Annotated in this window: 25 protein-coding genes, 1 tRNA gene and 1 pseudogene; 7 read left to right on the top strand and 20 right to left on the bottom strand. The window is 58.5% G+C overall.

The window, feature by feature from the left end:
• Nucleotides 1-948: a Ku protein gene (locus ACCD07_RS25925; RefSeq protein ID WP_413448993.1), complete on the top strand. Its 948-nt coding sequence runs from the start codon at nt 1-3 to the stop codon at nt 946-948.
• Here the strand turns inward: ACCD07_RS25925 and ligD are convergent.
• Nucleotides 932-3,412 carry a DNA ligase D gene (gene ligD, locus ACCD07_RS25920; RefSeq protein WP_413448992.1) on the bottom strand — a complete coding sequence of 827 codons (2,481 nt, stop codon included), beginning with the start codon at nt 3,410-3,412 and terminating at the stop codon, nt 932-934. The two genes, ACCD07_RS25925 and ligD, sit on opposite strands and share 17 nt — an antisense overlap.
• 176 nt (nt 3,413-3,588) lie before the next feature.
• On the opposite strand from ligD, the gene ACCD07_RS25915 reads away from it, so the two are divergent.
• Nucleotides 3,589-3,951: a hypothetical protein gene (locus tag ACCD07_RS25915; protein ID WP_176650113.1), complete on the top strand. Its 363-nt coding sequence runs from the start codon at nt 3,589-3,591 to the stop codon at nt 3,949-3,951.
• A 91-nt stretch (nt 3,952-4,042) separates the two neighbouring features.
• On the opposite strand, the gene ACCD07_RS25910 is transcribed toward ACCD07_RS25915, so the two are convergent.
• From ACCD07_RS25910 to ACCD07_RS25890, 5 genes are all read right to left on the bottom strand, one after another.
• Nucleotides 4,043-5,545 (bottom strand): efflux transporter outer membrane subunit, encoded by a 1,503-nt coding sequence (locus tag ACCD07_RS25910; RefSeq protein WP_176650112.1) that lies wholly within the window; start codon nt 5,543-5,545, stop codon nt 4,043-4,045.
• Between the two features lie 13 nt (nt 5,546-5,558).
• A complete protein-coding gene (locus ACCD07_RS25905; protein ID WP_176650111.1) occupies nt 5,559-8,747 on the bottom strand; it encodes a multidrug efflux RND transporter permease subunit in 3,189 nt (1,062 codons plus the stop codon).
• Between the two features lie 6 nt (nt 8,748-8,753).
• The gene (locus tag ACCD07_RS25900) at nt 8,754-10,001 is read right to left on the bottom strand and encodes an efflux RND transporter periplasmic adaptor subunit (RefSeq protein ID WP_353404943.1); all 1,248 of its coding nucleotides are present in this window, start codon (nt 9,999-10,001) and stop codon (nt 8,754-8,756) included.
• 144 nt (nt 10,002-10,145) lie between these two features.
• Nucleotides 10,146-11,012, bottom strand: coding sequence for an alpha/beta hydrolase (locus ACCD07_RS25895; RefSeq protein WP_353404941.1), 867 nt, complete (start codon nt 11,010-11,012; stop codon nt 10,146-10,148).
• Nucleotides 11,009-11,218 (bottom strand): hypothetical protein, encoded by a 210-nt coding sequence (locus ACCD07_RS25890; RefSeq protein ID WP_176650108.1) that lies wholly within the window; start codon nt 11,216-11,218, stop codon nt 11,009-11,011. The genes ACCD07_RS25895 and ACCD07_RS25890 overlap by 4 nt, the downstream gene beginning before the upstream one ends.
• 124 nt (nt 11,219-11,342) lie before the next feature.
• Between ACCD07_RS25890 and ACCD07_RS25885 the strand changes: the two genes are divergently transcribed.
• The 3 genes from ACCD07_RS25885 to ACCD07_RS25875 all read left to right on the top strand — a co-directional run bounded on the left by ACCD07_RS25885 (nt 11,343) and on the right by ACCD07_RS25875 (nt 14,847).
• The gene (locus tag ACCD07_RS25885; protein ID WP_176650107.1) at nt 11,343-12,299 is read left to right on the top strand and encodes a LysR family transcriptional regulator; all 957 of its coding nucleotides are present in this window, start codon (nt 11,343-11,345) and stop codon (nt 12,297-12,299) included.
• Nucleotides 12,296-13,267 (top strand): D-2-hydroxyacid dehydrogenase, encoded by a 972-nt coding sequence (locus ACCD07_RS25880; RefSeq protein WP_176650106.1) that lies wholly within the window; start codon nt 12,296-12,298, stop codon nt 13,265-13,267. The genes ACCD07_RS25885 and ACCD07_RS25880 overlap by 4 nt, the downstream gene beginning before the upstream one ends.
• A gap of 317 nt (nt 13,268-13,584) precedes the next feature.
• Nucleotides 13,585-14,847: an IS110 family transposase gene (locus ACCD07_RS25875; RefSeq protein WP_413448991.1), complete on the top strand. Its 1,263-nt coding sequence runs from the start codon at nt 13,585-13,587 to the stop codon at nt 14,845-14,847.
• A 134-nt stretch (nt 14,848-14,981) separates the two neighbouring features.
• On the opposite strand, the gene ACCD07_RS25870 is transcribed toward ACCD07_RS25875, so the two are convergent.
• The 10 genes from ACCD07_RS25870 to ACCD07_RS25825 all read right to left on the bottom strand — a co-directional run bounded on the left by ACCD07_RS25870 (nt 14,982) and on the right by ACCD07_RS25825 (nt 21,889).
• The gene (locus ACCD07_RS25870; RefSeq protein ID WP_413448990.1) at nt 14,982-15,731 is read right to left on the bottom strand and encodes an RES family NAD+ phosphorylase; all 750 of its coding nucleotides are present in this window, start codon (nt 15,729-15,731) and stop codon (nt 14,982-14,984) included.
• Nucleotides 15,732-15,800: 69 nt separating this feature from the next.
• Nucleotides 15,801-16,442, bottom strand: coding sequence for a hypothetical protein (locus ACCD07_RS25865; RefSeq protein ID WP_413448989.1), 642 nt, complete (start codon nt 16,440-16,442; stop codon nt 15,801-15,803).
• Nucleotides 16,443-17,282: 840 nt separating this feature from the next.
• A complete protein-coding gene (locus ACCD07_RS25860) occupies nt 17,283-17,936 on the bottom strand; it encodes a DJ-1/PfpI family protein (protein ID WP_413448988.1) in 654 nt (217 codons plus the stop codon).
• A 423-nt stretch (nt 17,937-18,359) separates the two neighbouring features.
• A complete protein-coding gene (locus ACCD07_RS25855) occupies nt 18,360-18,761 on the bottom strand; it encodes a hypothetical protein (protein WP_413448987.1) in 402 nt (133 codons plus the stop codon).
• Nucleotides 18,758-19,015, bottom strand: coding sequence for a hypothetical protein (locus ACCD07_RS25850; RefSeq protein WP_413448986.1), 258 nt, complete (start codon nt 19,013-19,015; stop codon nt 18,758-18,760). The genes ACCD07_RS25855 and ACCD07_RS25850 overlap by 4 nt, the downstream gene beginning before the upstream one ends.
• 39 nt (nt 19,016-19,054) lie before the next feature.
• Nucleotides 19,055-19,564 (bottom strand): hypothetical protein, encoded by a 510-nt coding sequence (locus ACCD07_RS25845; RefSeq protein ID WP_413448985.1) that lies wholly within the window; start codon nt 19,562-19,564, stop codon nt 19,055-19,057.
• Nucleotides 19,565-19,652: 88 nt separating this feature from the next.
• On the bottom strand, nt 19,653-20,063 hold the full coding sequence (locus ACCD07_RS25840; protein WP_413448984.1) for a hypothetical protein: 411 nt from the start codon (nt 20,061-20,063) through the stop codon (nt 19,653-19,655).
• Between the two features lie 99 nt (nt 20,064-20,162).
• The gene (locus ACCD07_RS25835; RefSeq protein WP_413448983.1) at nt 20,163-20,594 is read right to left on the bottom strand and encodes a hypothetical protein; all 432 of its coding nucleotides are present in this window, start codon (nt 20,592-20,594) and stop codon (nt 20,163-20,165) included.
• Between the two features lie 525 nt (nt 20,595-21,119).
• Nucleotides 21,120-21,290 (bottom strand): hypothetical protein, encoded by a 171-nt coding sequence (locus tag ACCD07_RS25830; protein WP_413448982.1) that lies wholly within the window; start codon nt 21,288-21,290, stop codon nt 21,120-21,122.
• A 332-nt stretch (nt 21,291-21,622) separates the two neighbouring features.
• Nucleotides 21,623-21,889: a hypothetical protein gene (locus ACCD07_RS25825; RefSeq protein WP_176656004.1), complete on the bottom strand. Its 267-nt coding sequence runs from the start codon at nt 21,887-21,889 to the stop codon at nt 21,623-21,625.
• A gap of 212 nt (nt 21,890-22,101) precedes the next feature.
• Here ACCD07_RS25825 and ACCD07_RS25820 point away from each other — a divergent pair.
• A pseudogene (locus ACCD07_RS25820) lies at nt 22,102-22,336 on the top strand (glycerate dehydrogenase); the annotation flags it as partial.
• Here the strand turns inward: ACCD07_RS25820 and ACCD07_RS25815 are convergent.
• The 4 genes from ACCD07_RS25815 to ACCD07_RS25800 all read right to left on the bottom strand — a co-directional run bounded on the left by ACCD07_RS25815 (nt 22,337) and on the right by ACCD07_RS25800 (nt 25,726).
• The gene (locus ACCD07_RS25815) at nt 22,337-23,857 is read right to left on the bottom strand and encodes a diguanylate cyclase domain-containing protein (protein WP_413448981.1); all 1,521 of its coding nucleotides are present in this window, start codon (nt 23,855-23,857) and stop codon (nt 22,337-22,339) included.
• Between the two features lie 154 nt (nt 23,858-24,011).
• Entirely contained in the window at nt 24,012-25,157 is a 1,146-nt protein-coding gene (locus tag ACCD07_RS25810; RefSeq protein WP_176655996.1) for an L-lactate dehydrogenase, read from the bottom strand.
• A 70-nt stretch (nt 25,158-25,227) separates the two neighbouring features.
• Nucleotides 25,228-25,677: a hypothetical protein gene (locus tag ACCD07_RS25805; RefSeq protein WP_413448980.1), complete on the bottom strand. Its 450-nt coding sequence runs from the start codon at nt 25,675-25,677 to the stop codon at nt 25,228-25,230.
• Nucleotides 25,650-25,726: transfer RNA gene (locus ACCD07_RS25800), tRNA-Arg, on the bottom strand. Before ACCD07_RS25800 ends, ACCD07_RS25805 begins: the two co-directional genes overlap by 28 nt.
• A 126-nt stretch (nt 25,727-25,852) precedes the next feature.
• Here ACCD07_RS25800 and ACCD07_RS25795 point away from each other — a divergent pair.
• Nucleotides 25,853-26,191 (top strand): hypothetical protein, encoded by a 339-nt coding sequence (locus ACCD07_RS25795; RefSeq protein WP_176655994.1) that lies wholly within the window; start codon nt 25,853-25,855, stop codon nt 26,189-26,191.
• Nucleotides 26,192-26,325: the final 134 nt, after the last annotated feature.

Below are 26,325 nucleotides of genomic sequence, written 5' to 3'. Positions count from 1 at the left end.
ATGGCCGCGCGCGCATTGTGGAAAGGTGCGATCAGCTTCGGGCTGGTGCACATCCCGGTCGAGATGTATTCGGCGGTGCAGGAGCACGAGCTGGACCTGACCATGCTGGACCGGCGCGACTTTTCGCCGGTCGGCTACAAGCGCTATAACAAGAGCACCGGCAAGGAAGTGACGTGGGACGACATCGTCAAGGGCTATGAGTACGAGGACAACGAGTACGTCGTGCTGTCGGACGAGGACCTGAAGCGCGCCAATGTGGAGGCGACGCAGACCATCGACATCCAGGCCTTCGTCGACGCGGCCGACGTGCCGCTGACCTACTACGAACAGCCCTACTACCTGGCGCCGTCGCGCGGCGGCGCCAAGGTGTACGCGCTGCTGCGCGAGACCTTGCGCAAGGCGGGCAAGATCGGCATCGCGACGGTGGTGATCCGCACCAAGCAGCACCTGTGCGCGCTGGTGTGCGTCGAGGACAAGATCGTGCTCAACACGCTGCGCTACGCTTCGGAGATACGCGATGCCACGGAGCTGAAGCTGCCGCCCGCCACGATGAAAGCGGCCGGCATCAGCGACAAGGAGCTGCAGATGGCGCTGTCGCTGGTCGAGGGCATGAGCGAGGAGTGGAAACCGGAGCAATACCACGACACCTATAAGGACGATGTGCTCGCGCTGGTGAAGAAGAAGATCAAGGCCGGACAGACCAAGACCATCACCGCAGCAGAACCGGAGGCCAAGGCGCCCAAGTCGTCCAACGTGGTCGATCTGGTGGCGCTGCTGCAGGACAGTCTGGGCAAGCGCCCTGCCGCCAAGAGCGGCAGTAGTGGGGCGCACGCCAAGCCGGCTGCAAAATCGGCTGCAAAACCGGCAGCGAAAACGTCCGCGACAGCAAAGACCGCCGCCAAGCCGGCTGTGTCCAAGGCCGCAGCGCCGATCAGGCGCCGGGCTTGAAGCCTATCTGCCTCATCGCCGACGCCAGTCCCTTGGCCGATTTGGCGTAGTCATCCCAGGGCGCGTTGCCCACATCGAGCCGGGTGTGGACATTGGCGACGTTCCATTGGTCGGCGCTGTGCAGGCCGGCCAGCTCTTCCCACCTCACCGGAACCGAAATGCCCAAACCTGGCCGCGTGCGCGCCGACCAGGCGGCGACCGTGGTGGCGCCGCGACCGTTGCGCAGATAGTCGATGAAAATCTTGCCGACGCGGTTGCGCGGGCCGCTCTTCAGCACGAAGCGCTCCGGGATGTTGTGTGCCATGTGCGCCACAATCGCCTGCGAAAACGCCTTGACGTCGTCCCAGCCGTAGCCCGGCTTGACCGGCACCACCACATGCAGGCCCTTGCCGCCGCTGGTTTTCAGGAACGACGGCAAACCCAGATGATCGAGCAAGGCGCGCAGCAGCAGCGCGCCCTCCTGCACCTGCGCCCACGTCACGTTCTTGCCGGGATCGAGATCGAACACCATGCGGTTCGGCTTCTCGTAGTTGGAGGCGCTGGCGTTCTGCGTGTGCAGCTCCACCACGTTCCACTGCGCCGCCGACAGCAAGCCCTGCTCGGTCGATACTTCCAGCATCGGCGGATGGTCGGGATCGAGCGCGGGATCGAGCCGCTTCACGCCGGGCAGCTTGTCGGTCTCGGCGTGCTTCTGGAAAAACAGCTCGCCGCCCACGCCGGCCGGCGCGCGCACCAGCGAGACCGGACGGCCCTTCAGATGCGGCAGCATCAGCGCACCGACCAGCGCGTAATAGCGCACCAGCGCGATCTTGGTGGCGCCGCTTTCCTTGTCGATCACGCGGTCGGGATTGGTCACTTTGAGCGAGGCGGGCAGTTTTCCCTGTACGGTGCTAGCTGGCTGCATGTCCGGTTTCTCCTTTAGATGAGCCGGTACTTCACGGATGATGGTGCCGGCCTTTTTATCCTTGCGCAGTCCCTTGAATACCGCGTGGCGGATCGAGCCGGAATGCGTCCATTCGCCGAAGCTCACTTCCGCCACCAGGGCGGGTTTGAGCCAGTGGGCTTTCTTGTCGATTTCGCGGTTCGGGGCGAACGGGCTTTTGTCGGAGGCCAGCTTGTCCATTTTACTTTTTACTTCGCGCAGCGTGGCGGCGTCGAAGCCGCTGCCGACATTGCCGGCATATTGCAGTTTACCGTCCTTGTCGTAGGTACCGAGCAGCAGCGAGCCGAAGCCGCTGCGCGAACCTTGCGGATCGGTGTAGCCGCCGATGACGAATTCCTGGCGCTGGCCGCATTTGAGCTTGATCCACGTGCCGCTGCGCCGCGAGCTGTAGCGGGCGTCGCGGCGCTTGCCGATGATGCCTTCCAGCCCCATGCGGCAGGCGGCGGCGATGATTTCCTGCGGCGTCGCGTCCATCGTGGCGCTGTAGCGGACGCTGTCCGACGGGCGCTGGTCCAGCACCTCCCGCAGGATGGCGCGGCGTGCCTCCAGCGGCGTGTCGCGCAGGTCGCGGCCGTTGTGGAACGGGATATCGAACAGGAAGTAGACGATCTCGCCGGGGTTGTTCTCGTCGAAGGCGTTTTGCAGCAGGCCGAAGTCCGGACGGCCGTTGTCGTCGTGGACCACGATTTCGCCGTCGTACCAGCCGTCGGGCAGCTTCATTTTGGCGAGCGCGTCGTGCAGGGTTTGCAGCTTGTGCGTCCAGTCGTTGCCGTTGCGGGTGATCAGGCGGATTTCCATGCCGTCGACACGCGCCAACAACCGGTAGCCGTCGAACTTGATCTCGAAGATCCAGTCCTCCGGCGACGACGGCGGCGCATCGACCAGCGTCGCCAGTTGCGGCGACAGCGACTCGGGCAGCGCCGCCTTGGGCGCCTCGACAGCGGCTTGCGCAGGCGCAGGCGCGGATGCGGGCAGCGGCAGCGACTTGACGCTGTCCGGCATCTCGTCCACCACGCTGAACTCGTCGGCCGGCCGCGCGTAGTCGTCCTTTTCCTTGATCAGCAGCCACGGCTCCTGCTTCTCGCCCTTGCCCTTCATCCGCACCAGCACCCACTTGCCGTGCATCTTGTGGCCTTGCAGCTCGAACTTCAGGTTCCCCGCCGCCAGCGCCTTGTGCGGATCGTCCAGCGGCCGCCACAGGCCCTTGTCCCAGATAATCACCTTGCCGGCGCCGTACTGTTTGGGCGGTATCGTGCCTTCGAAATCGTTGTACGAAATCGGATGGTCCTCCACATGCACCGCCATGCGCTTGTCGTGCGTATCGTAGCTGGGCCCTTTCGGCACGGCCCAGCTCATCATCACGCCGTCGAGCTCCAGCCGGAAATCGTAGTGCAGGCGGCTGGCCCAGTGCTTTTGAATGACGAAGGTGCGCGCCTCGCCGCCCTCCTCGCCGCCTTCCGCTGGCTCGGGCGTGACGGCGAAGTTGCGCTTGGCCTTGTAGGTTTTAAGCGAGTCTCTCATGCAGCCAGCGTAGCCCCGCGCCGCGCCGCGTTCCGTGCGGTCACGAACATGTAAGCAATCTGGAGAGCTTGTAAGTGAATGTAAAGCCCGTCAACGGGATGCTTCCGGGGCGCGTTTTTCGCTCAGTGACACGGGAATTGTCCCGGCTCTAAATCAACCTGAATGAGGATTTCATCATGAACAAACTTATCGCTACCCTGATCGCCGGCCTGTTCGCTACCGCAGCTTTTGCACAGACCCCGGCTACCACCCCAGCCACCACCCCGGCTGCTACGCCTGCCGCTGCCAAAGCTGAAGCCAAAGAAACCAAGACCGTCGCCAAAGCCGAAGCGAAAGAAACCAAGGCTGATGTCAAAGCCGAGGCAAAAACCGCCAAGGTAGCCGCCGAAGCCAAGAAAGACGTCACCGTCGCCAAGGCCGATGAGAAAGCCGACAAGGCAGACGCTCACGCCAAGGCCACCAAGACCAAAGCCAAAGCCCACGCCAAGGCAGAGAAAGCCGAAGCCGCAGCAACCCCGGCTCCAGTCGTGACCAAGTAAGCACGACCCCATTGCGGCGCGCCCGGCGCGCCGCATAAAAAAAAGCCTGTGCCGCTCACGCGAACACAGGCTTTTTTATTGCCGATCCAGCTTATCGCTGCGCAACTTTCTCCGGCGCCTTCGCGCCATCCCAGCCGCCGCCCAGCGAGCGGATCAACGCCACCGTGGTCACCGCGCGATTGCCGCGCAGTTGCACCGCGCTGCGTTCCACCGCCGCCAGGTTGCGCTGCGCGTCCAGCAAGTCGAGATAGCTCGAACGGCCGGCCGTGTACAGCTTCTGCGCCAGGTCGGCGGAACGGCGTGCCGACACCACCGCGTCTTCGATCTGCGCGGTCTGGCCAGCCAGGATGCGCAGGCCCGCCAGGTTGTCTTCCACTTCCGCGAAAGCCACCAGCACGCTCTGGCGATAAGTGCCGACCGATTCTTCCAGCGCGGCTTCGCTACGCGTGATGTTGGCCTTGTTGCGGCCGCCGTCGATCAACGGCATCGACATCAGCGCACCCAGCACCCACGAACGGCTGCTCCACTTGAACACGTCCGCAACGGTGTTGCCGGACGTGCCGCCGGCGGCCGCGTTCAGCGTCAGCGCCGGGAACATCGCCGACTTGGCCACACCGATGCGGGCGTTGGACGCCTCCATCGCGCGCTGCGCCGAAGCGATGTCCGGACGGCGCTCCAGCAGCGACGACGGCATGCCGGCCGGGATCACCGGCAGCAGCGACGTATCGAGCAGCGGGCTGGCGCCGGCCGTGTAGCTGGCCGCCGGTTTGCCCAGCAGGACCGCCAGTGCATGCTCGGTCGTCACACGCTGACGTTGCAGGCCGATGGCTTCGGCGCGCGAGGTCGCCAGTTCGGTCTTGGCGCGCGACAGATCGAATTCGCCGATGTCGCCCAGGTCGAAGCGACGCTGGTTGACCTTGACGTTTTCTTCGCGGGTCTGCACCGTGCGGTTCAGCGTTTCCAGCTCGGCGTCGGTGGCGCGCAGACGGAAGTATGTCTGCGCCACGTCGGCTTGCACCGACAGCAGCACGGAGCGGTACGTCGCTTCAACCGAGGCGGCGTCGTTGCGGGCCGCGCTGACGTTCGACGATACGCGGCCGAACAGGTCGACCTCGTAGCTGGCCGTCAGGTTGGCGCTGAACACGTTGCCCGGAGCGACCGGCGTACCTGCCGGCAGGCCGAGCGCCACGTCGGACTGGCGCTGACGCTGGGCGCCGGCGTTGACACCCACTTGCGGAATGCGGTCCGCCTCGGCGATGCCGGCGATGGCGCGGGCCTGCTTGACGCGGGCGGCGGCCACCGCCAGGTTGGCGTTGGCCCTGGTGGCTTCGGCGATCAGCTCATTCAGGGCTGGATCGTTGAAAGCCAGCCACCATTCGCCGCGCGGCTGCGCCTCGGCGGCTTGCGCCTGTTTCCAGGTGCTGCCGTCGGCCGCGGTCTTCACCGGCGCAGGCGCATCAGGTACCTGCGATTCCTTGAACGCGGTCGGCACGTCCATCGCAGGCTGCTTGAATTCAGGCGCGGCGCATGCGGTCATCAGCAAGGCTGCCAACACTGGCGCCACACCTTTGGCGATCATATGCAGTTTGTTCATCGAGTTGCTCATGTTAGTGAGTCCCTTCCAGTTTTGCCACGGCGGCGTCGCCAGCCACAGCAGGTTTCTTCTTCTCCATGCTCACGGCCAGCTTGCGCAGCAGGACGTAGAACACCGGCGTCAGGAACAGGCCGAAGAAGGTCACGCCCAGCATGCCGGCAAACACCGCCACACCCATCGCATGACGCATTTCCGAACCGGCACCGTGCGAGAACACCAGCGGCAGCACGCCCATGATGAATGCGATCGACGTCATCAGGATCGGACGCAGACGCAGGCGGCAAGCTTCCAGCGCGGCGTCAACGATGCTGCGGCCATGGTGTTCCAGTTCCCGTGCAAACTCCACGATCAGAATCGCGTTCTTCGAGGCCAGGCCAACCAGCACGAACAGAGCGATCTGCGTGAAGACGTTGTTGTCTCCGTGGGTCAGCTTGACGCCGACCAGCGCGCAGAAGATCGACATCGGCACGATCAGGATCACCGCCAGCGGCAGGGTCCAGCTTTCGTATTGCGCAGCCAGCACCAGGAACACCAGCAGCACGCACAGCGGGAACACATACATCATCGTGTTACCGGACAGGATGTCCTGGTACACCAGTTCCGTCCATTCGTAGCCGATACCCTTAGGCAGCACTTCGTTGATGATCTTGGTCATTTCAGCCTGCGCTTCGCCCGACGACACGCCAGGAGCGGCGCCGCCGTTGATCTCCGCCGCGACGTAGGCGTTGTAGCGCTGCACGCGGTCCGGGCCATAGCTGTCCTTGACGCGCATCAGCGACGACAGCGGAATCATCTCGCCCTTGTCGTTGCGGACTTTCAGCTGGGCGATGTCCTCGGCGTGCGAACGGAACTGCTGGTCAGCCTGGACGCGCACCTGGTAGGTACGGCCGAACTGGTTGAAGTCGTTCACATACAGCGAACCCAGGTTGATCTGCAAGGTCTGGTAGATCGTCTGCAGCGGCACGCCCAGTTGCTTGGCTTTCGAGCGGTCGATGTCGGCGAACAGCTGCGGCACGTTGATCTGGTAGCTCGAGAAGACGCCGGCCAGTTTAGGGTTCTGCCATGCCTTCATCTGGATCGCCTGGATCGCCTTGTACAGCGCGTCGTAGCCCAGGTTGTCGCGGTCTTCGATCATCACCTTGAAGCCACCGGTGGTGCCCAGGCCGTTGACCGGCGGCGGCGGCAGCACCATCACGAACGCGCCTTCGATCACGCCCATGCGCTTGTTGATTTCAGCGGCGATGGCTTGAGCCGATTCGCTCTTCTTGGTACGTTCCTCGAACGGTTTCAACGGCGTGAACACGATACCGGCGTTCGGCGCGTTGGTGAAGCCGTTGATCGACAGGCCAGGGAAAGCCACCGAATCGGCCACGCCAGGGATGTCCTTGGCGATGTCCGACATCTTGCGGATGACGGCGTCGGTACGGTCCAGCGAGGCGGCGTCCGGCAACTGCGCGAAGCCGATCAGGTATTGCTTGTCCTGCGCTGGAACGAAGCCCGGCGGCACGATCTTGAACATGAAGCCCGCCGCAACCGCCAGCACGGCGTACACGACCAGCGAACCGCCTTTGCGTTTCAGCACGCCGGTCACGCCGGTTTCATAGCCGTGCGATGCGCGGCCGAAGAAGCGGTTGAACCAGCCGAAGAAGCGGCCGAAGATCTTGTCCATGACGCGGGTCAGCGCGTCTTTCGGTGCGTCGTGTGGGCGCAGCAGCACGGCGGCCAGGGCCGGAGCCAGCGTCAGCGAGCTGAATGCCGAGATCACGGTCGAGATGGCGATGGTCAGCGCGAACTGCTTGTAGAACTGGCCGGACAGGCCCGATACGAAGGCGATCGGCACGAACACGGCGCACAGCACCAGCGCGATGGCGATAATCGGACCGCTCACCTCTTTCATCGCCTGGATCGTCGCGTCATGCGGCGACAGGCCGTTGGAGATGTTCCGTTCGACGTTTTCCACCACCACGATCGCATCGTCGACCACGATACCGATGGCCAGCACAAGGCCGAACAGCGACAGCGTGTTGATCGAGAAGCCGAAGCCCAGCATGACGGCGAAGGTACCGACCACCGACACGGGAACGGCCAGCAGCGGGATCACCGATGCGCGCCAGGTTTGCAGGAACACGATCACCACCAGTGCCACCAGGATGATCGCTTCGATCAGCGTGTGGATCACCGCGCGGATCGATTCGCGCACGAATTGGGTCGGGTCATATACAACGCTGTACGTGACGCCTTCCGGGAAATCCTTCGACAGGCGGGCCATGGTCGCACGCACGTCCGCCGACAACTGCAGCGCGTTGGCGTTCGGTGCTTCGAAAATGGGGATCGCCACGGCCGAATTGTTGTTCAGCAGGGAACGCAACGCGTAGGAGTTCGAACCCATCTCCATGCGGGCCACGTCCTTCAGCAGCGTTACCGCGCCGTCGGCATTGGTCTTCAGGATGATGTTGCCGAATTCCTCTTCGCTTTGCAGGCGGCCTTGCGTGTTGACGGTCAGCTGGAAGTCGGCGCCCTTGGTAGGCCCCTGGCCGATGACACCTGCGGCCACTTGCACGTTCTGCTCGCGGATCGCGTTGACGACATCGCTGGCGGTCAGGCCGCGCTGTGCCACTTTCTGCGGGTTCAGCCAGATACGCATCGCGTAGTCGCCGGAACCGAACAGCTGCACCTCGCCCATGCCGGGCAGGCGGGCCAGTTGGTCCTTGATGTTCAACACCGCATAGTTACGCAGATACAGGTCGTCGTAACGGCCGTTCGGCGATTGCAGGTGGACCACCATGGTCAGGTTGGGCGACGCCTTCACGGTGGTCACACCGATCTGGCGCACCTCTTCCGGCAGGCGCGGAAGCGCGCGCTGGACGCGGTTCTGCACCTGGGTTTCAGCCTGCTCGACGTTGGTGCCGATCTTGAAGGTGACGGTCAGCGCCAGCGCGCCGTCCGAGGTGTTTTGCGAGGACATGTACAGCATGTTCTCGACGCCGTTGATCTGTTCCTCAAGCGGCGCGGCCACGGTTTCGGCGATGATCTTCGGATTCGCACCCGGATACTGCGCGCGCACCACCACCGACGGCGGCACCACGTCCGGATACTCCGAGATCGGCAGCTTGAAGATCGATATCAAGCCGGCGACGAAGATGATGATCGACAGTACAGCCGCAAAAATCGGCTTGTCGACAAAAAATCGAGAGATATTCATATTGTTTTATTCCTTGCTGGTACCGGTTTTCGCCTTGGCGTCAACTGCGGCGACTTTTTCATCTTTTTTAGCTTCGGTTTTTGGCACGTTGGCGGCCAGCGGATCGACATCCATCGCCACCATGGTCGGCGTGATCGGCGCACCTGGATGCACGCGCTGCAGGCCATTGACGACGATCTTCTCGCCCGGCTTCAAGCCGTCGCGCACCACGCGCAGGCCGTCGATCGCAGGTCCCAGGGTCACAGGGCGGTACTCGGCCTTGTTGTCCTTGTCGACCACGAACACGAACTTGCGGTTCTGGTCCGTGCTGATGGCGCGGTCGTTGATCAGCAGCGCCGACTTGGCGCCGGTGGAGCCGGCCAGCTGCACGCGGGCGAACAGGCCAGGCACCAGCGCGCCGTCGGTGTTGGCGAAGGTGGCGCGCATGCGCACCGAACCGCTGCGCGGATCGAGCTGGTTGTCGACGAATTCCAGCTTGCCCTCGTGTGGGAAGCCGGTTTCGTTGGCCAGGCCGATCTTGACGGTGGCCGGCTTGCCCTGGTGGGCGGCCGCGCCAACGCGCAGATAGGTGTCTTCGTCACCGTCGAACGATGCATAGATCTGGTCCAGCGAGACCACGGAGGTCAGCACGGCCGACGCATCGACCAGGTTGCCCAGCGTGATTTCAGCCTTCGATACGCGGCCGTTGATCGGCGACGTCACCTGCGTGTAGCTCAGGTTCAGCTTGGCCGACTCGTACTGCGCCTGCGCGGCACGGACGTCGGCGTCCAGCTGTTTCAGGCTGGACGACAGCGCATCGTATTCGCGCTGGGCGATGGCTTTGTCGGCCAGCAGCTTCTCGGCGCGGGCCAGCTCCAGCTTGGCCAGGTCGGCCTTGGCGCGGGCCGAGCCGGCTGCCGCTTCGGCGCGGTTGGCTTCGGCCTGGTAAGGACGCGGATCGATGACGAACAATACGTCGCCCTTCTTGATCTGGCTGCCGGGCTTGAAGTTGATCGCGGTGATGAAGCCGCCTACGCGCGGACGGATCTGCACTTGCTCGATCGCTTCCAGGCGGCCCGAGAACTCCTGGGTCTCGGTGATGGTTTTCTCGACCACGGTGGCGGCGGAGATCGGAGGACCGCCTGCCGCAGGGGCTTCGGCCGTCTTGCCGGTCGCGTCATCGCAACCGGAGAGGCCGAAAGCGGCCAGTCCCGCCAGCGCCATAGCGGCGGCCAGCGGCCGGGCTACAGCGGTGATTTGGTTAATGTTTTTCATGTTAATTCCCTTTTATATGAAAATAATTAATAGAAATGGCGGCACCGGGCACCCTCAACGAATTGCGAGAAAACACGGTACTAGCGCCCCGCTGGCAAGCCAATGGGGACGTGACTACAGATACTGCTAAGAGGTTGGGGAACCCTATGAGGCTGGCGGCGTCTCGGACCGTTCCAGGCCAGCGATGAAACTGGCGATTTCTCCCAGCGCGTAACACTTGCACGCGCATTCGTTGCGCGCCCCTACTTCATCGAGGGACGCTGCTGGCATTCGGTTGACGGTGGTCTTCACGCCGCAGGCGATCAGCTTGGCACCATATTGTTCCGCTTCGTCGCGCAGCGGGTCGTCTTCGGCCGACAGGATCAAGGCCGGCGGCAGGTTTTTCAAGCGGCTCGACTGCAGCGGCGACGCGTACGGGTGGGTACGGTCGGCGGCGTTCGGCAGGTAGCCGCGGTAGGCCGCCGCGCAGGCGTCGGCCAGGTCCAGCAGTTCCGGCGCGTTCTGCATCTCACGCATCGACCAGGTGCTCAGGCCGGGGTCGAGCATCGGCATCACCAGGATCTGGCCCATCAGCGCCGGGCCGCCACGGTCGCGCGACATCAGCGCGCACACCGCCGCCAGGTTGGCGCCGGCTTCGATGCCGGCCACCAGCAGGCGCTTGCCAGTCCAGCCCAGCTTGCCCTTGTTCTTCTTGGCCCAGACCAGCACCGCGTGCGCATCTTCGGCGGCGGCCGGGAACGGGCGCACCGTCGCCAGCGTGTAGCCCGAGGCCAGGATGATGTGGTCCGGGCTGTCGTTCGCCATGTGCCGCAGGAAGATGTCAGCGTCATCGAGGTCGCCGCCATTGAAACCGCCGGCGTGAAAGAACACGATCAGCGAATCGCGCTTGATGCCGGCCTCGCCGCAGGTGTAGATGCGGGCCGGCAGCGGGCCTTCGGCACCCTTCACTTCGATGCCGCGGACCTTCAACTGGTCCGACAGCTGCGGCAATGGCTCGGCGACGCTGCTCATCGCTGCACCGTATCCGCTGCGCTGGACAGCAGGGCGGTGTCGGCGCAAGCCAGCGTTTCGCCGGCGGCCACCTCGGTCAGGGCACGCACGCCGGTCGCTTCGGCCTTGGCCGCCTGCGAGTAGGCATCGGTATAGACCACGCTCGCCAGGGCGACCGAAGTCAGCGCCAGTGCGATCGTTGCAAAAATTCCGTCCCGATATGTCATGGTGTTCCCCTTTCCTTCCAATACTTTCCTTGTGCAGTACAACAATCTTAAACTTGTTCTACAATCCGATAAATAGTGCAATGTCGAATTGATTGTTCAGGATTCCGAACAATGGGACTCAGAAATGAATAAACTACAAGCGATGGAAGTCTTTGTGCAGGTGGTGGACGCCGGCGGCTTCACGCGCGCGGCCGAGCACATGCAGCTGCCCAAGGCGACCGTGTCGACGCTGATCCAGTCGCTGGAGGCCGCGCTGGCGGTCAAGCTGCTGCACAGGACCACGCGCCAGGTCAGCGTGACCGCCGACGGCGCCGCCTATTATGAGCGCTGCCTGCGCATCCTGTCGGACGTGCGCGAGGCCGAGGAATCGCTGTCGCGCACCCGGCTCAGCCCGAGCGGACGGCTGCGCGTCGATGCGCCGACCGGCCTGGCCAGCGATGTCCTGATCCCCGCCCTGCCCGATTTTTTCACCCGCTACCCGGACATCCAGCTGGAGCTGGGCTGCAGCGATCGCACCATCGACCTGATCGAGGAAGGCGTCGACTGCGCGGTGCGTGGCGGCCAGCTGGCCGATTCCAACCTGATCGCGCGCCGGGTCGGCATCCTCAATTTCGTCACCTGCGCCACGCCGGACTACCTGGCGCGCTACGGCCGGCCGGCGCACCCGGATGAACTGGTGCGGCACCGCTGCGTGAACTTTTTTTCGTCGCGCACCGGCAAACTGTTCGACTGGGACTTCGCCCGCAACGGCGAGCGGATACAGGTCGCCCTGCCCGGCCACATCGCCGTCAACGACACCAATGCCTACATCGCGGCCGGGCTGGCGGGGCTGGGCATCGTGCAGATGCCGAACTTCATGCTGGAGCCGATGCTCGGCGACGGCCGCTTCGAGCTGCTGCTGGCCGACTGGACCAGCGACCCGCTGCCGGTGCATGTCGTGTATCCGCAAAACCGCCACCTGTCGGCCAAGGTGCGCGTGTTCGTGGAATGGGTCGCCGAACTGTTTTCCAACCATCCGGGCATGCGCCTGCCAAAAGCATCGCCGGCCGCGCGCGCCATACCTTTTGAGGTCGCACTATGACTGAAGCACACCGCATCGTTTTCCTCGACCGCGACAGCGTGATCGCCAACATCCGCAAGCCTGCCTTCGCGCACGAGTGGACCGAGTACCCGGCCACCGCCCATGCCGACGCCGCGGCGAGGCTGCGCGACGCGCGCGCCACCATCGCCATCACCAACAAGGTCAAGCTGCGCGCGGAAGACCTGGCGCAGCTGCCGGACCTGAAGATGATCGCGGTGGCGGCCACCGGCACCGACATCGTCGACCTGGCGGTCGCCCGCGAGCGCGGCATCGTGGTCTCCAACATCCGCAACTATGCGGTGCACACGCTGCCCGAGCACACCTTCGCGCTGATGCTGGCGTTGCGCCGGCAACTGGTGGCCTACCGCGCCGACATCGAAGCGGGTCTGTGGCAGAAGTCCGAGCGCTTCTGCCTGTTCGGCCACCCGGTCTCGGACTTGGCCGGCAGCCGTCTGGGCCTGTTCGGCTATGGCGCGCTGGGCCGGTCGGTGGCGCAGATCGCGCGCGCCTTCGGCATGGAGGTGATCGTGCATACGCGCTCGCCGCTGGCGGACGCGAAGGCCGACGGCGTGCGCGAAGCGGGCTTCGATGAAGTGCTGGAAACGTCGGACATCATCAGCCTGCACCTGCCGCTGACCGACAAGACGCGCAACATGATCAGCGCCAAAGAGTTGATCCGCATGAAGCGCAGCGCGCTGCTGATCAACACCGCGCGCGGCGGCCTGGTCGACGAGACCGCGCTGGCCGACGCGCTGCGCGCGGGCGTGATCGCCGGCGCCGGCTTCGACGTGCTGACGCAGGAACCACCGCCGGCCGACAATGTGCTGCTTAACCTGCGGCTGCCGAATTTCCTACTGACGCCGCACTCGGCCTGGGCCAGCTCGCAGGCGATGCAGGTGCTAGCCGATCAGCTGATCGACAATATCGAGGCGTGGGTGGCGGGCGCGCCCAGGAATGTGGTGGCCTGATAAACGTACAACGAGGGCGGTGGTCGCCGCCTTGGCCGATGTCGGCTTCCGCCCCATTATAGTTAGTCCGTCTCGTTTTTCTCAACACTAGAAAGATCAACGGTGTTGTGATTGGAAGGCGGGACATGCACCTGCGGATCACGAATATTCCGCCCCAAACATCCGATGTTCGCCGAGTTAGCTTCGGCTCCGCAGGTGTGCTTGTGTTCGAAAACGAATACTCAGGGTTTGCCGTCCGACCGGCTCGCTATATTGCCTTCGAAGAGCACAAGCATGCATGATCCCATTGATCATCCTAGCACTTCGGGAGGTGTCTGATGAACCATTTCGACGAGGCGTGTTTCGCCGTCTACATAGGCATTGACTGGGCCGATGCAAAGCATGATTTCTGCTTGCAGGAAGCCGGCGGCAACCAACGAGAGTTTGGAGTCTTTTCGAGCCAGGCCGCGAATATTGACGAGTGGGTCAGCAACTTGCATCGGCGCTACGGCGGCAAGATTGCCATCGGTCTAGAACTGACGAAAGGGCCGTTGGTCTACGCGCTGCAAAAGTACGATTTTCTCGTATTGTTTCCGATTAATCCGGCAACACTGGCCAAGTACCGTCAGGCGTTTAAGCCGAGCCGCGCAAAAGACGACCCCACGGATGCCGAACTAGCGCTAGATTTATTGTTACGTCATCCAGAGCGCTTTAAGCCTATCGAGCCGCAGAGTCCGGCAATGCGGGCACTGCTGAGTTTCGTCGAACGGCGCCGCGAACTCATTGGTGACAAGACCCGGTTTACCAATCGCCTCACCAATACACTTAAGCAGTATTATCCTCAAGTTCTGGAATGGTTTGACCACCATGACACCATTTTGTTCTGTGATTTCATCACACGTTGGCCGACCCTGGAAAAAGCTCAGGGCGCGCGACCCGCAACTCTCGACCGGTTCTTCAAGCAGCATAACGCCAGACGTGCATCGGTAATTGATGCGAGGATGGCGGCGATCAACGCCGCGAGACCATTGACGCGGGACGTGGCGATCATTGCTCCACACCTGCTGGAAACACTGGTGTTGATTGAACAAATCAAAGTCGCGTTAAAGGCCATCGAACGCTTCGACGATGCCATTGCCCGCCTGGCCCCAACCCTACCGGATTTTGAATTATTCGCGGCCTTGCCAGGAGCAGGTCCCACACTGGCGCCGCGACTCCTGGTGGCGTTTGGCGAACAACGCGAACGATTCGCTTCCGCGAAGGAGTTGCAGCAATACTCAGGTGTGGCACCAGTGACTGAGCGAAGTGGGAAGAAAAGCTGGGTTCACTGGCGATGGCAGTGCCCGACCTTTGTTCGCCAGACATTTGTCGAGTGGGCAGGCCAGACCATCAACAAGTCGGACTGGGCAGGCAGCTACTATCGACAACAGCGTGCCAAGGGAAGTTCCTATCAAGCGGCTGTACGAGCTTTAGCCTTCAAATGGTTACGGATACTTTTCCGTTGCTGGCAGAGCCGCGTGCCCTACGATGAAGCAAGGTACATGGCAAAACTGCGGCAGAAAGGCTCTGCCCTCGGCAATTCAACTGCGCCTGCGGCTTGACGGAGCACCTCAGGGCGTGACTCGGACCTTCGCGATTATTATCGAATTTGCGCCAACCCGGGCATTCGCATGATTCTCGCCCTTTTTTCGAACAGCAGCCAGCACGTGGATAGATAATTAATGGACAGGTTGTTTTAGCTGGTAACAAAATATCGATTAGCGCATTCTGAAAAATATAGTTTCACTTCTTTAATTTCATTAACAGTGCAACTAATTAGGTTTGCCTTATTTAAGTCAAATAAAACAACGTTATAACCAGATTCCAGTGAGCTTTTGAAGCAAATTCCATCGTATCCACACGACTTAACTAATTCTGTCAATATCTGAGTTGCAACGTAGTCAGATGCCACATCGGAATTGCTGATTGGTTTTGAAAACTCTTCATTAATTCTTGACCAGACTGCATCCTCTATTTCTTTTGGATTTTTAGGTGGCTCAAATAGACACCGAGCCAAACTATAATTATTCGAAACGCCATAACAGTCAATTAACTTCAGATCTTCTATAACCTGAAATTCGGCACAGGAAATCTTTTGCCCTCGCGACGGACGTAGCTCTGCCATACTTGTTCCGGGATCGCCAGACAAATACAAGTAGGAAATTCCCTTGGGGTTAGCTCGCCCCTCCGTGGAACCTCGAAGAAGCGGTTTCATCCGTTCCTTTGGATAACCAACAACTATATGCTCACCTTTGTGCTCAAGTTCAGAATATCCAATCTGTGAGCGATAAAGTATCCAATATTTTGGCAGAGTACGAATTCTGCTTAAAAATGATTCTTTTACATTTTCCAGAAATTCTCTAGCATTAGAAGAGTGAACGTAGCGACTTTCAAAGCGAACATGCTCTTTGAAATTTTCAAAGTCATTCCAATTTTTAAAAGTCATTTATCACTACCCAAACTTAATTATTTATTTCACAATGTCCGACCTGACCTCGCCCCCATTCTTGGTGGTTCAGACGACAGGACTAACAGTGGTGAACGGGCCGTCTGCAGCAGCTCGAATCATCCGCGGAGGTGTACCGTCACTTGGGGCATCAACGATCCACACCCCATTGAACTCCGGCACACGAATAGTAGTTTTATGCTTCTTCAAAAGTGCCCGAATTTTCCGTATTGCCTCCGGAAGATCCTGAGCAAAATTTTTCCAACCCTTGTCATTTCCCCACGGGTTATCGGCATGAAGGAACTTTCCCAAACGCTCGTATAGTCGTTCAAAGTCCTTTTTCTTCATATATCCATCAAACGGCTTACCAAAGTGCCAAGCATTAGGGGCGATCTTGGTTTCTTGCAACAGTGGGTCAGGATAGAAGTCCGTATTGACTTGATGCAGTCCATGGAAAATTTTGCCTGCGTGGTATTCGTCACTGATTCTTGTGGGCTTGGCTGCATTGCCCCGAAACGCAGCGTACATCTGCTTGTTGGGTGCAATCGCAGCAAACGCAATTGCTTCCATCGCCTTACGTAGCTGTAGTGTTGCGGATTCAAGATCACATTGATGACCGAGAGATTTATGAGTCGCAAGATATTGCTCACTAGCAGAAAGACGTGTAAGAGCCTCCCGCATTAACTCCAAGTAAATTATTGGCTCGTTCATTTCTCTGGCCTATTCTGTGCGTGCAGCTGTCAAGATCAGATCAAGCTGACGATATTTTTTCTCTGAGCCACCGAAACCACTCACCGGTATAGGTGTCAGGCACATTAAACGTCGCGCTACCCGTCTCAAGGTCTAAAAATCTGTTCAGTATCTTGACGGCTCCGTCCGATGTCTGCACGCTCCAAGGAGATGCCTCGAAGAGAAGGGCTGAAGGGAGCCGCTCACCGGTACGGTCCAAGTACCAATCTTCAGGCTCAGATTCAAGCAGCTTTCGCAATAGTGCTTTTTGCTCCGAATTTAGAACAAAGACGCCCTCTAATGGAGAGCGGGTAAGGTTAAATTCGAATTGCTGGTTACTGTAGGTGAGTATCATTGAAGATCGATAGAGCTATTGAGAAAAATTTGTCTGCTGCTGGCCGGCTAAGGCCGGTGCAGTCGGATGCGCGACCGAACTGCGTCTAAGATCACCATAACCATTGAACAAGTACTATTCCGAATGCATGCGAGATTATGTAGATCATTGCAAATGCCGTCATGGATAATCCAAACATGAATATCAAAAGGAGCCAAACAGCATAGATGATTGGGTGCGCAGAGAATTCAATGTTTACGCCATTATCCCGCAGCGCAGCCTTCTTACTCCACAAGAAAGGTATTCCTGCCACAAAGAACATGCCAAAAAGGAAAAGTCCGAACATAACAACCGGCTTTTGATAAGCGGAGTGTAAGCCCCCGGCCCCGAAAAGGCAGGCAAACATCAACCCAAGATAAGAGTATATAAGACGTTTCATTAAGTTTTTTGTTGTCTAATGACCGGTATTGGCCGGTTGCCGAACATCGTCAGTTAACACTCGGTTTCCAATCGTATTCCATATAGGAAGCAGCGGCTTCAGCTTGCTTCTTGCCTAACTGGCGCTCAATCAGATACAACGTCCCGTCTATTCCAGCGGACAGCCCAGCAGTGGTGATAATTTTTCCGGCATCTACGAAACGTTTGTCACTGACCTTTGTAGTCGGGAACATCGTAGCAAGCTGGGGGCGCAGAGATGCGGTGGTGGTTGCGGAGATTCCATCTAAGAGGCCGGCTTTTCCCAAGATAAATGCACCGGAGCACACCGACATCGTCACCTTTACTTTCGCGCTGCGTTCCCGTATCCAATCCAGCAGCTTCGGATTTTTCCATGCCTCTTTGATGCCTCCGCCGGGGACTACCAACACGTCCGCCTCTGGCGCGTCGGCGAAATCATAATCGGGCGTCACCTTTAAGCCCCAAACCGACTCCACTGTCGATTTTGTTTGGCCAACAGTGAATACTTTTACGCCGCTCGCACCAAAGGCTTCAATTGGGCCTGCGTAATCAATTTCCTCAACACCATCGAAGAGTAGGATTGCGACCCTGAGGCTACTCGAAGACATATCATGTGCCTGACTAACGCAAGACGAGGCCAATAAAATCAGCGTAAGTAATGACTGGAAAACGCGTGCTATTTTCATCTACTTCCTTATATAGTTGGCTCTGCTCGCTTGTTTTTTTGACCGGCTGCTTCTGGCCGAACGCCGCCGTCACGATATCTGGACAGCTGTGCAATTTCGAGGTGTCGCATTTTCATGAAATAGGTCGGCCAGATACTCACACAGCTCATGCTCAGCGATGTCAGCCGGGACAACGAAGTCTGCCGGCCTACGCTTCCCTTCTGCTCCAAGGTAAAAGGCGCGCCAAGCCTCGGCTGTACCAGTGATAGCAATAAACGAACCGAAAATGTTAAACCTAAATTCTTTCATGCGAGCCCCGATGTTGTCACTTTTCTCCGTCTGCTGGTGGCCGAACGCGGCCGACGGCGTTCAGGATAACAGCTTGCTCAGCTGCAAAACTCACGAATTTTCACGCCACGCCGAGACCGCCTAAAAAATGGAACCTCAAGACTTTCGGCGTTTTAATCGTTTACCTGGAATCCCGATAAATTGGTCAGTTGATTTCTTGCCGGTTGAGCTTTCAACCATAACGCGAAAGTGACGACCGTACGCTGCATCTGTACCAAAGCGAGCAACTAGGGTTTTAATGTATGCCAGCTCGATACCGTGCTTCTCGCACATCTGCGGCACGGCTTCACGAAACAGAACAATGGCGCCGCTCAATGACTCGGATGGCTTCGCTCCAGAAGTTGTTCCATTTAAAAAATCTACTGTTATATGCCCATCTTCAGAGGCAGCGGCTTCAGCAAAAACATCCATACGGTAGACGCCAATAATGAAGCCCATGCCACTGGCCATTGAGTCTGCAAGGTTATGCCCGAGGGACTTGAGCTTACCGAATTTCATAGAGCTTTGGCATAAAAAGCCCACACATTGGGAGAAACCTCGGCAGCAGCAAATCGAACTTCTCCTACTGACTTTTCAATTCGATATACGCTGAAACGATGTGTCTGAGCCGGGTAATCAGGATGGGGCAACTGAACGGCGTCATCTCCGGTTTTTAACCATTTATGCGACCAGACTTCCGCGCCATCAACGGTGAATAGTTCGCCCTCAGCAACGGTACCCACTGTCGTCCATCGAAATTCTGCCACCATCATCTCCCGTCACTATGTCTAGGTCCGCTGCTGGCTGCCGATTCATGACGAACGCAGCCATGCGACTTGGCCCCATCCATCGGCGCGCCCAGATTCGTATTCCACAATGAAGTGCGGAGCACCATCAGCTGATGGCGTCACTTGGAAAGGGTCGTAAGTTTGTACCACTCGAAGCCGATATTCCCCCGCCGGCAGCTCAATGCAATTTTTCCGCTCGAATTTCGAAGGGAGAGTTTCATCATCAAACTGTGCCGCCATTGTTAGCGCATCATAGGAGACAAGATGAAGCCCGTGGTCACCAACACGAATCGCACCAAACTCTTCACGAAATCCTGGAGCAGTAGTGATGCCTTCACGTGCTACGACAAGGTACTCGTCACCGCCGTCGCCACAATCCCAGACGACCATCGCCTTTGACTCCATAGCCTTTTCAAAGTGAGCGATGATGTCCTCATACGTCCAATCAGAGGAAATGAACGAGGCGTACGCGGCGCAATCTACAAGGCTTAACAAGCCAGAGTCATCGATAATCGTAAACTCAGTGTATTTCATTTTTCATTATTCTTTTTTCACTGTTCGTACCAAGCGAAACCGGCTTCATATATCGGTGATCGGTCTTGGCCGCAAAACGACGACGGCCTCACTCAGTTTTTCCGGAATCATGTGATTTTTGAAGCAACGGAATTGCATCGTTTTGCAAACTAGCTAGACAGCTGCGGGCTTCCGCATCCATTAAGTTACTTTTCTCACGTTTCTCCCGCTCCAAAACATCAACCACTCTTTGTGTCGCTGAGTCTTTTTCACGGACGAGAAAATCCCCATGTGATGCGGTGGCAGCTGCAAGCCAGAACATGTTCTTTCCTTCGCGGTACCCGTTTAAACCCTTGCTCGTCGGTTCATGCTTTGACAGGTATTTGTAGAAAAAATCATAGACATTGGCACAGTAGAGGAATCTTCTGGCTAAAGCATCGCCATCCGTGTCGGCCAGCGCTGAAGCAGAAGACACTCCCATGAAAATAAGGACAGCTGCTGACTTGGTAATTAAACGCATCAATTTTCCATAAATTCTAAATAGGCACCATTATCTCAAAGTCCGCTCGTGGCCGGATACTGCCGAAACAAAAGCTCGGCACCTACGAAGTATCAGCATTCAATCTTCATCCTCAAAAAGGAACATGCCTGCATGAGTCCGAGTTACAACAACGTACGCCGTCTCCATGGTTGATTTCGTAATCGGATTCCAACCTTGCTGCGTCCCATTGACAAGATAGTCTGGCGAATCGAAGAATTCCAGAAACTCTTTTGCGACACTGGCTGCTTCTTCCGGAGGGAGCATCTCAACGGAATAGGCAAGACTCAATTTAAGGCTGACCATCAATTGTTCTTCGAACCTTTCGCGGGAAACGGTTTGCCACTTGTCACCTAACATGCCGTATCCAAGATTGGATGAAAGCCAATCGGCCTTCGCATTGGGTAGCAGTTCCTGGCATTGGATAGGCAAGGTTACCATCGAAGCCGAGACAAAACCCTCAAGCCATGGATGGTTTGCCACATGGACAGCAAGTTCTTCAAACGTACGCATTCAATTCTCGTCAATTCTAATCCATGAAAACAATCCGGCGGCTGTTGGCCGGTTACTGTCTCCAGCACCGGTCGTTTTCAAGTCCTACCAAATACCACGTCGAGGGAGTCTAGGTCCCAACGTTCGCTCCGGTCAATCGGGTAAGTCAGCACTTCTCCCGCATCGAGCAAATGTCCCAGCCGTTGTCGAATCAAGCGCATGGCAAGATTTAAAGACTGGAATGAGCTTTCGCCTACGACGTCAGGATACCTATCATCAACTCCTACCAAAGCGGCCGGACACGCCCATGCATTGGTGCTTTTGTACGGAATGCCAACACACGCTTGAATCAGCACTTCGGCCCCATCCGCTCGGACCCAAAGAATTTCTTCAGTGGCTATGTAGACTGGATTTTCGATTTTCAACTTTCGTCCCTATGCTAGGCCCCAGACAACTGTCTTTGAGCAGTGCGTCAATGCCTGCTGCTGGCCGAACGCCGCCAGCCTCTATGATGTCAAGACCAACTCTAACGTTGGCCCATCCTGCTCAGTTGAAGCAAACATCCCAATCCGTTTCATTATCGGACGAGACGGAAGCCAACACGTAGCCCGTCGACAGGGAAATTTGCAGTTCGTTGCTGTGCTCAGTTAACGATGCACACTCTATCATCGCACCAACGACCTTCTCGGTAAGTGCATCCAGGTCAGCGTCGTGCATATGAATTTCTTTACGCGATATCAGATACCCGGAACTCTTTGCAAGCCAGTCATAACCCAGAAATACAGTTACCTCACCGCGTGGATTTCCGACCGTACCATTTCGCCTAACTCGCCCTGGACCTAGAACGCCAAGCTCAAGGTAGCAAATCGAATGGTCCGAAAACCACACATGTGACACACACATTCCCGTCAAGCGTTGAAGATCTATGGGCAAAATGAATCCTTAGAGGAAATTGGAAGCGGCTGCTATTGGCTGATCCCTGCCGATTGTAGTTGTGATAGCGAACTTGCGCCGGTCAAGCCCGCCGTCTCTGCTATAGGATGGGGCGTTCAATCGCCAAAAATTAAATCAAACGCTTTAACATAGTTGAAACCAAGGTTCTCGCTATGCTTGGTCTGGTAGTAGCTGAGCCTGCCGCGCGTGACATCGACGCTCCATGTCCCCCATCCGTAAATTTCTTTCGGGAGATTATGAAACGCATAAGCGAGATCATGCGCCTGTTCCCCATCTAGATAACGGAGTTCGATGAACGCCGACGCAATAAGATCGCAAATTTTCTCGCGCTGAGCTTCAGTTGGCAGGGCTGACGATTTCATAGGTTTTTTTTCAGCAGATTGGGCACCGGGTTGACGAGGTTGCTAGTTGACGGTCTGGTCTTGGCCGAACTCGACCGACGCCGTTCAGGATAGCAGCTTGCTCATCTGCAAAACTCACAAATTCCCACTTCAGACTGAAGCAGCCCCAGACTCTTAATCCGCCTTGATCAGTTCTACGCCATCTACAACCACGCTTCGGGGTCCACTCCCAGAAAGAGTTGATCCGCATGAAGCACAGCGCGCTGCTGATCAACACCGCGCGCGGCGGCCTGGTCGACGAGACCGCGCCGGCCGACAACGTGCTGCTCAACCTGCGCCTGCCGAATTTCCTGTTGACACCGCACTCGGGCTGGGCCAGCTCGCAGGCGATGCAGGTGCTGGCCCGATCAGCTGATTGACAATATCGAGGCGTGGGTGGCGGGTGCGCCCAGGAATGTGGTCGCCTGATTATCCGGGTACGTCCGACTGCTGGGGCAAGGGCAATTTTTTTCGGCGCGACTTGTGTTCGTACATCGATTGATCCGCCATAGCGAGCAGCAACTCGCTGGTCGATCCGCAACGGGGGTAAATGGCGCTGCCGATGCTGGCGGCGGCTGTCAGGGTGAGCCCGCCGATGTCGTATGGCTGCTCCATCACGGCCTCGAGCATCGCAACCACCTTCTCCGTTTCGGCGCCGCCGCTATTGACCAGCACGACGGCAAATTCATCGCCGCCCATGCGCGCCGCCATGTCAGCCTTGCGAATATGCGAGCTCAAGCGGCTGGCCGCCTGGCGCAACAATTCATCGCCGGCTGCGTGGCCGTGCGTGTCGTTTATCTGCTTGAAGCCGTCAAGATCAAGGTACAGCAGGCCAAGGGACGCGCCCGTACGCTCGCACGCGGCCAGTTGCCGGTCCAGGAAAGCATGCAGCATGACGCGATTGGCGATGCCGGTCAGCGCATCGTGATGAGCTTGATGGGTCGCCGCATGCAGCATGTCCGATGCCTTGGCCAATGCCAGACCGACCTCGTTGGCCTCGCGCAGGCCATAGTTGGCGGACTTGACTTCCCCGCCGGATCCCAGCGCCAACGCGGGCGGGATCAAGCCTTTCATGGCCCGGCGAATTTTGGTGCCGATTATCCAAGCGAAGACCAGGCCGGCGCCCAGTGTGACGATGGTAGCCAGCACCAGCAGCCACAGCTTGCCGACGGTCTGGGTCCTCAACACCTGCAAGGGTATGCCGATAGCCACTGTCCATCCCGAGTATTGCGCGCGCGCCAGCACGGCAAGGATAGGTTTGCCATCCAGGGTGGCCGTTTCGAACGAGCCTTCAGGCTGTTCGCGCATGCGCTTCAATACGTCGGGAATCGCCAAGGCCCCCACATAGCGCTGCATATCGGCCGAACGTGCAACGATTTTTCCGCTTCTGTCCAAAATACTGGTGACCCAGTGCTCGGGATAATTTTGATGCTGCAGGATTTCGCCGAAACGTTCAACCGTCACCGTGCCGGACAACACGTTCAGCCCGCCGCCGTACTGCACAGGAATGCCGATCGAGACGATCTGCCGCCCGGACAGGCGGCCGGTGAACAGGTTGGAGATATAGGTCGCCCTGTTCTCGCGCAAAGCCTTCAGTGCAAGCTGGTCCGGTTCCGGTGGCAGTGCTTGTCCTGTAGGCATCACGGTGTTCATCACCTGCCGTCCCTCGGCGTCCTCAAGCACCACGTTGAACATATTTTGCTTGATTGACAGCTCGCTGGCCTGCGCATGGAGTGCTGCCAGATCGGGGGCCATGAAGCTCGGCGACGTCGACAGCGCGAACAAGGAGGACTCGACGATGGCGAACTCCTTGTCGACCTCCATCGCGTTCGCGCGCGCGGTGGCCATGGCGCTGCGAATAAAGTTTTCCCGCGTAAGTTGGTAATCGTAGGAGATAAGAATGCCGGCGAGCAGGAAGGCGGGGAAAATGCAGGCTGCGACCAACAACATCAGCCTGGACCTGATCGATGGCGGATGAGATAACTTCATCGAAGCAAGGCAACTATGTGCAAGAGAATGTGTTTAGATTCTACAACAAATAGTTTATTGCCATACATGAACTTTTCTCATATTCCCGGATTACGGACTGCACGCCGTCATGCCATCAAAAGCTCCCCGGCAGCAGGATGTTTTTATCGACCTTGGTCACATCGCGCAGGCCGCAGAAGGCCATCGTCAGATCGAGCTCGTTGCGGATGATGTCCAGGCACTTGCTGACGCCCTGCTCGCCCATCGCCCCCAGGCCGTACAGGAAAGGACGGCCGATGTAGACGCCTTTCGCGCCCAGCGCCAGCGCCTTGATCACGTCCTGGCCGGAGCGGATGCCGCCGTCCATGTGCACTTCGATCTGCTTGCCGACCGCGTCGGCGATGGCCGGCAGCGCGCCGATCGACGACTGCGCGCCGTCCAGCTGGCGGCCGCCGTGGTTGGAGACGATCAGCGCGTCGGCGCCGCTTTCCACGGCGAGGCGCGCATCTTCCGCATCCATGATGCCCTTGATGATCAGCTTGCCGCCCCAGCGCTGCTTGATCCACTCGACGTCCTTCCACGACAGGCTCAGGTCGAACTGCTGGCTGGTCCACGCCGACAGCGACGACATGTCCGACACCGAACTGGCGTGGCCGACGATGTTGCCAAAGCCGCGCCGTTTGGTGCCCAGCATGCCCAGCACCCAGCGCGGCTTGGTGGCCATGTTGACGATGTTCGGGATGGTCAGCTTCGGCGGCGCCGACAGGCCGTTGCGCAGATCCTTGTGGCGCTGGCCCAGCACCTGCAGGTCCAGCGTCAGCACCAGCGCCGAGCAGCGCGCGGCCTTGGCGCGGTCGATCAGGCGGTTGATGAACTCGCGGTCCTTCATCACGTACAACTGGAACCAGAACGGCTTGCTGGTGTTGGCGGCGATGTCTTCGATCGAGCAGATGCTCATGGTCGACAGCGTGAACGGCACGCCGAATTTTTCGGCCGCCTTGGCCGCGAGGATTTCGCCGTCGGCGTGCTGCATGCCGGTCAGTCCGGTCGGCGCCAGGGCCACGGGCATGGCCACGTCCTGGCCGACCATGGTGCTTTTCAGCGTGCGGTTTTCCAGGTTGACGGCCACGCGCTGGCGGAATTTGATGGTCTGGAAATCGTCGACGTTGGCGCGATAGGTGGATTCGGTCCACGAGCCTGCATCAGCATAATCGTAGAACATGCGCGGCACGCGCTTCTGGGCCAGCACGCGCAGGTCTTCAATGGTGGTGATGATGGTCATGCACACTCCTCCGTAACGATGATCGGCAAATCATCGGGCATTTCGGCGGAAATGCCAATAGGAATGTACTTCAGCGATTGTGGAGGTAAATTTGCAGCATGGCGAAATTGACGGCAAACTGCAGCGCGCTGGCCGACAATACGACGCCGATCAGCCAATTGCGGCTGCTTTGCACGATCTTTTCAACGTCCGCCTTGGTCGCATAGTGCGACAGACGTTGGTCCAGATATTCCCTGGTCACGTAATTGGCACGGATTTCCTTGACGATATCCACCACCGTTTCCATTTGATACTCCAGCAGCGAGACGCGCACCTCGATACGTTCATCATTTGCCATGATGTCCTCCAAGTCAAGCAGCGCCATCCGGGCGCGATCAGGGCAGCTTACGCCGGCAAGAACAAACCGCTCAGGATGTGGCGCAAAGATAAGACCCGGCGAACAAAGAAAAAGGGCCTGAAGATTACTCTTCAGGCCCTTCGTCTTACGAATTTTGGTGCGGCTGGCAGGAATCGAACCCACGACCCCTTGGTTCGTAGCCAAGTACTCTATCCAGCTGAGCTACAGCCGCTTAAGGCAATATTATAACAGGGGAAACTCAAATCAAGAAGCATACCGGCGCGAAATCTCACATATTTGGCCGGCATGTTGAGAAATCCGATTGACCGGCAAAATAAGCGGGACGATCATGCTTCCTATGAGTGCGACCACCGACAAGGATTATATCGACGCCAAGCTGGAGGCAACCGCCGCCAGACTAGAGGGCGTTGTGCGGGAAAATGAGGCGCAGCTCAGGACGTTGGAACAAACACTGCAATCGACTGCACAATCGCTACGGGCCGATTATGCAGCCCAGTCCGCACAACTGGAGGCCAACTTTCACCGCACGCAGAGCGAAATGATCAAATGGGTGGCCGCCACCTGCATCGGCAGTTCGGCGCTCACGATCGCGGCGATGTCGTTCATGTTGTCCAATTACGCGCCCAAGACTCCGGCGCCCATCATCGTCTACGCCCAGCCGGCGCCGCCGCGATAAGCTCCGCGTAAAGAAAAAGGGCCCGAAGATTTCTCTTCAGGCCCTTCGTCTTACGAATTTTGGTGCGGCTGGCAGGAATCGAACCCACGACCCCTTGGTTCGTAGCCAAGTACTCTATCCAGCTGAGCTACAGC

This window comes from Duganella sp. Dugasp56 (genome assembly GCF_047304105.1).
In the GTDB taxonomy this organism is placed as follows: domain Bacteria; phylum Pseudomonadota; class Gammaproteobacteria; order Burkholderiales; family Burkholderiaceae_D; genus Rugamonas; species Rugamonas hordei.
Note: the sequence above shows the minus strand (reverse complement) of the source record. Positions and strands in the feature narration are given on the sequence as shown.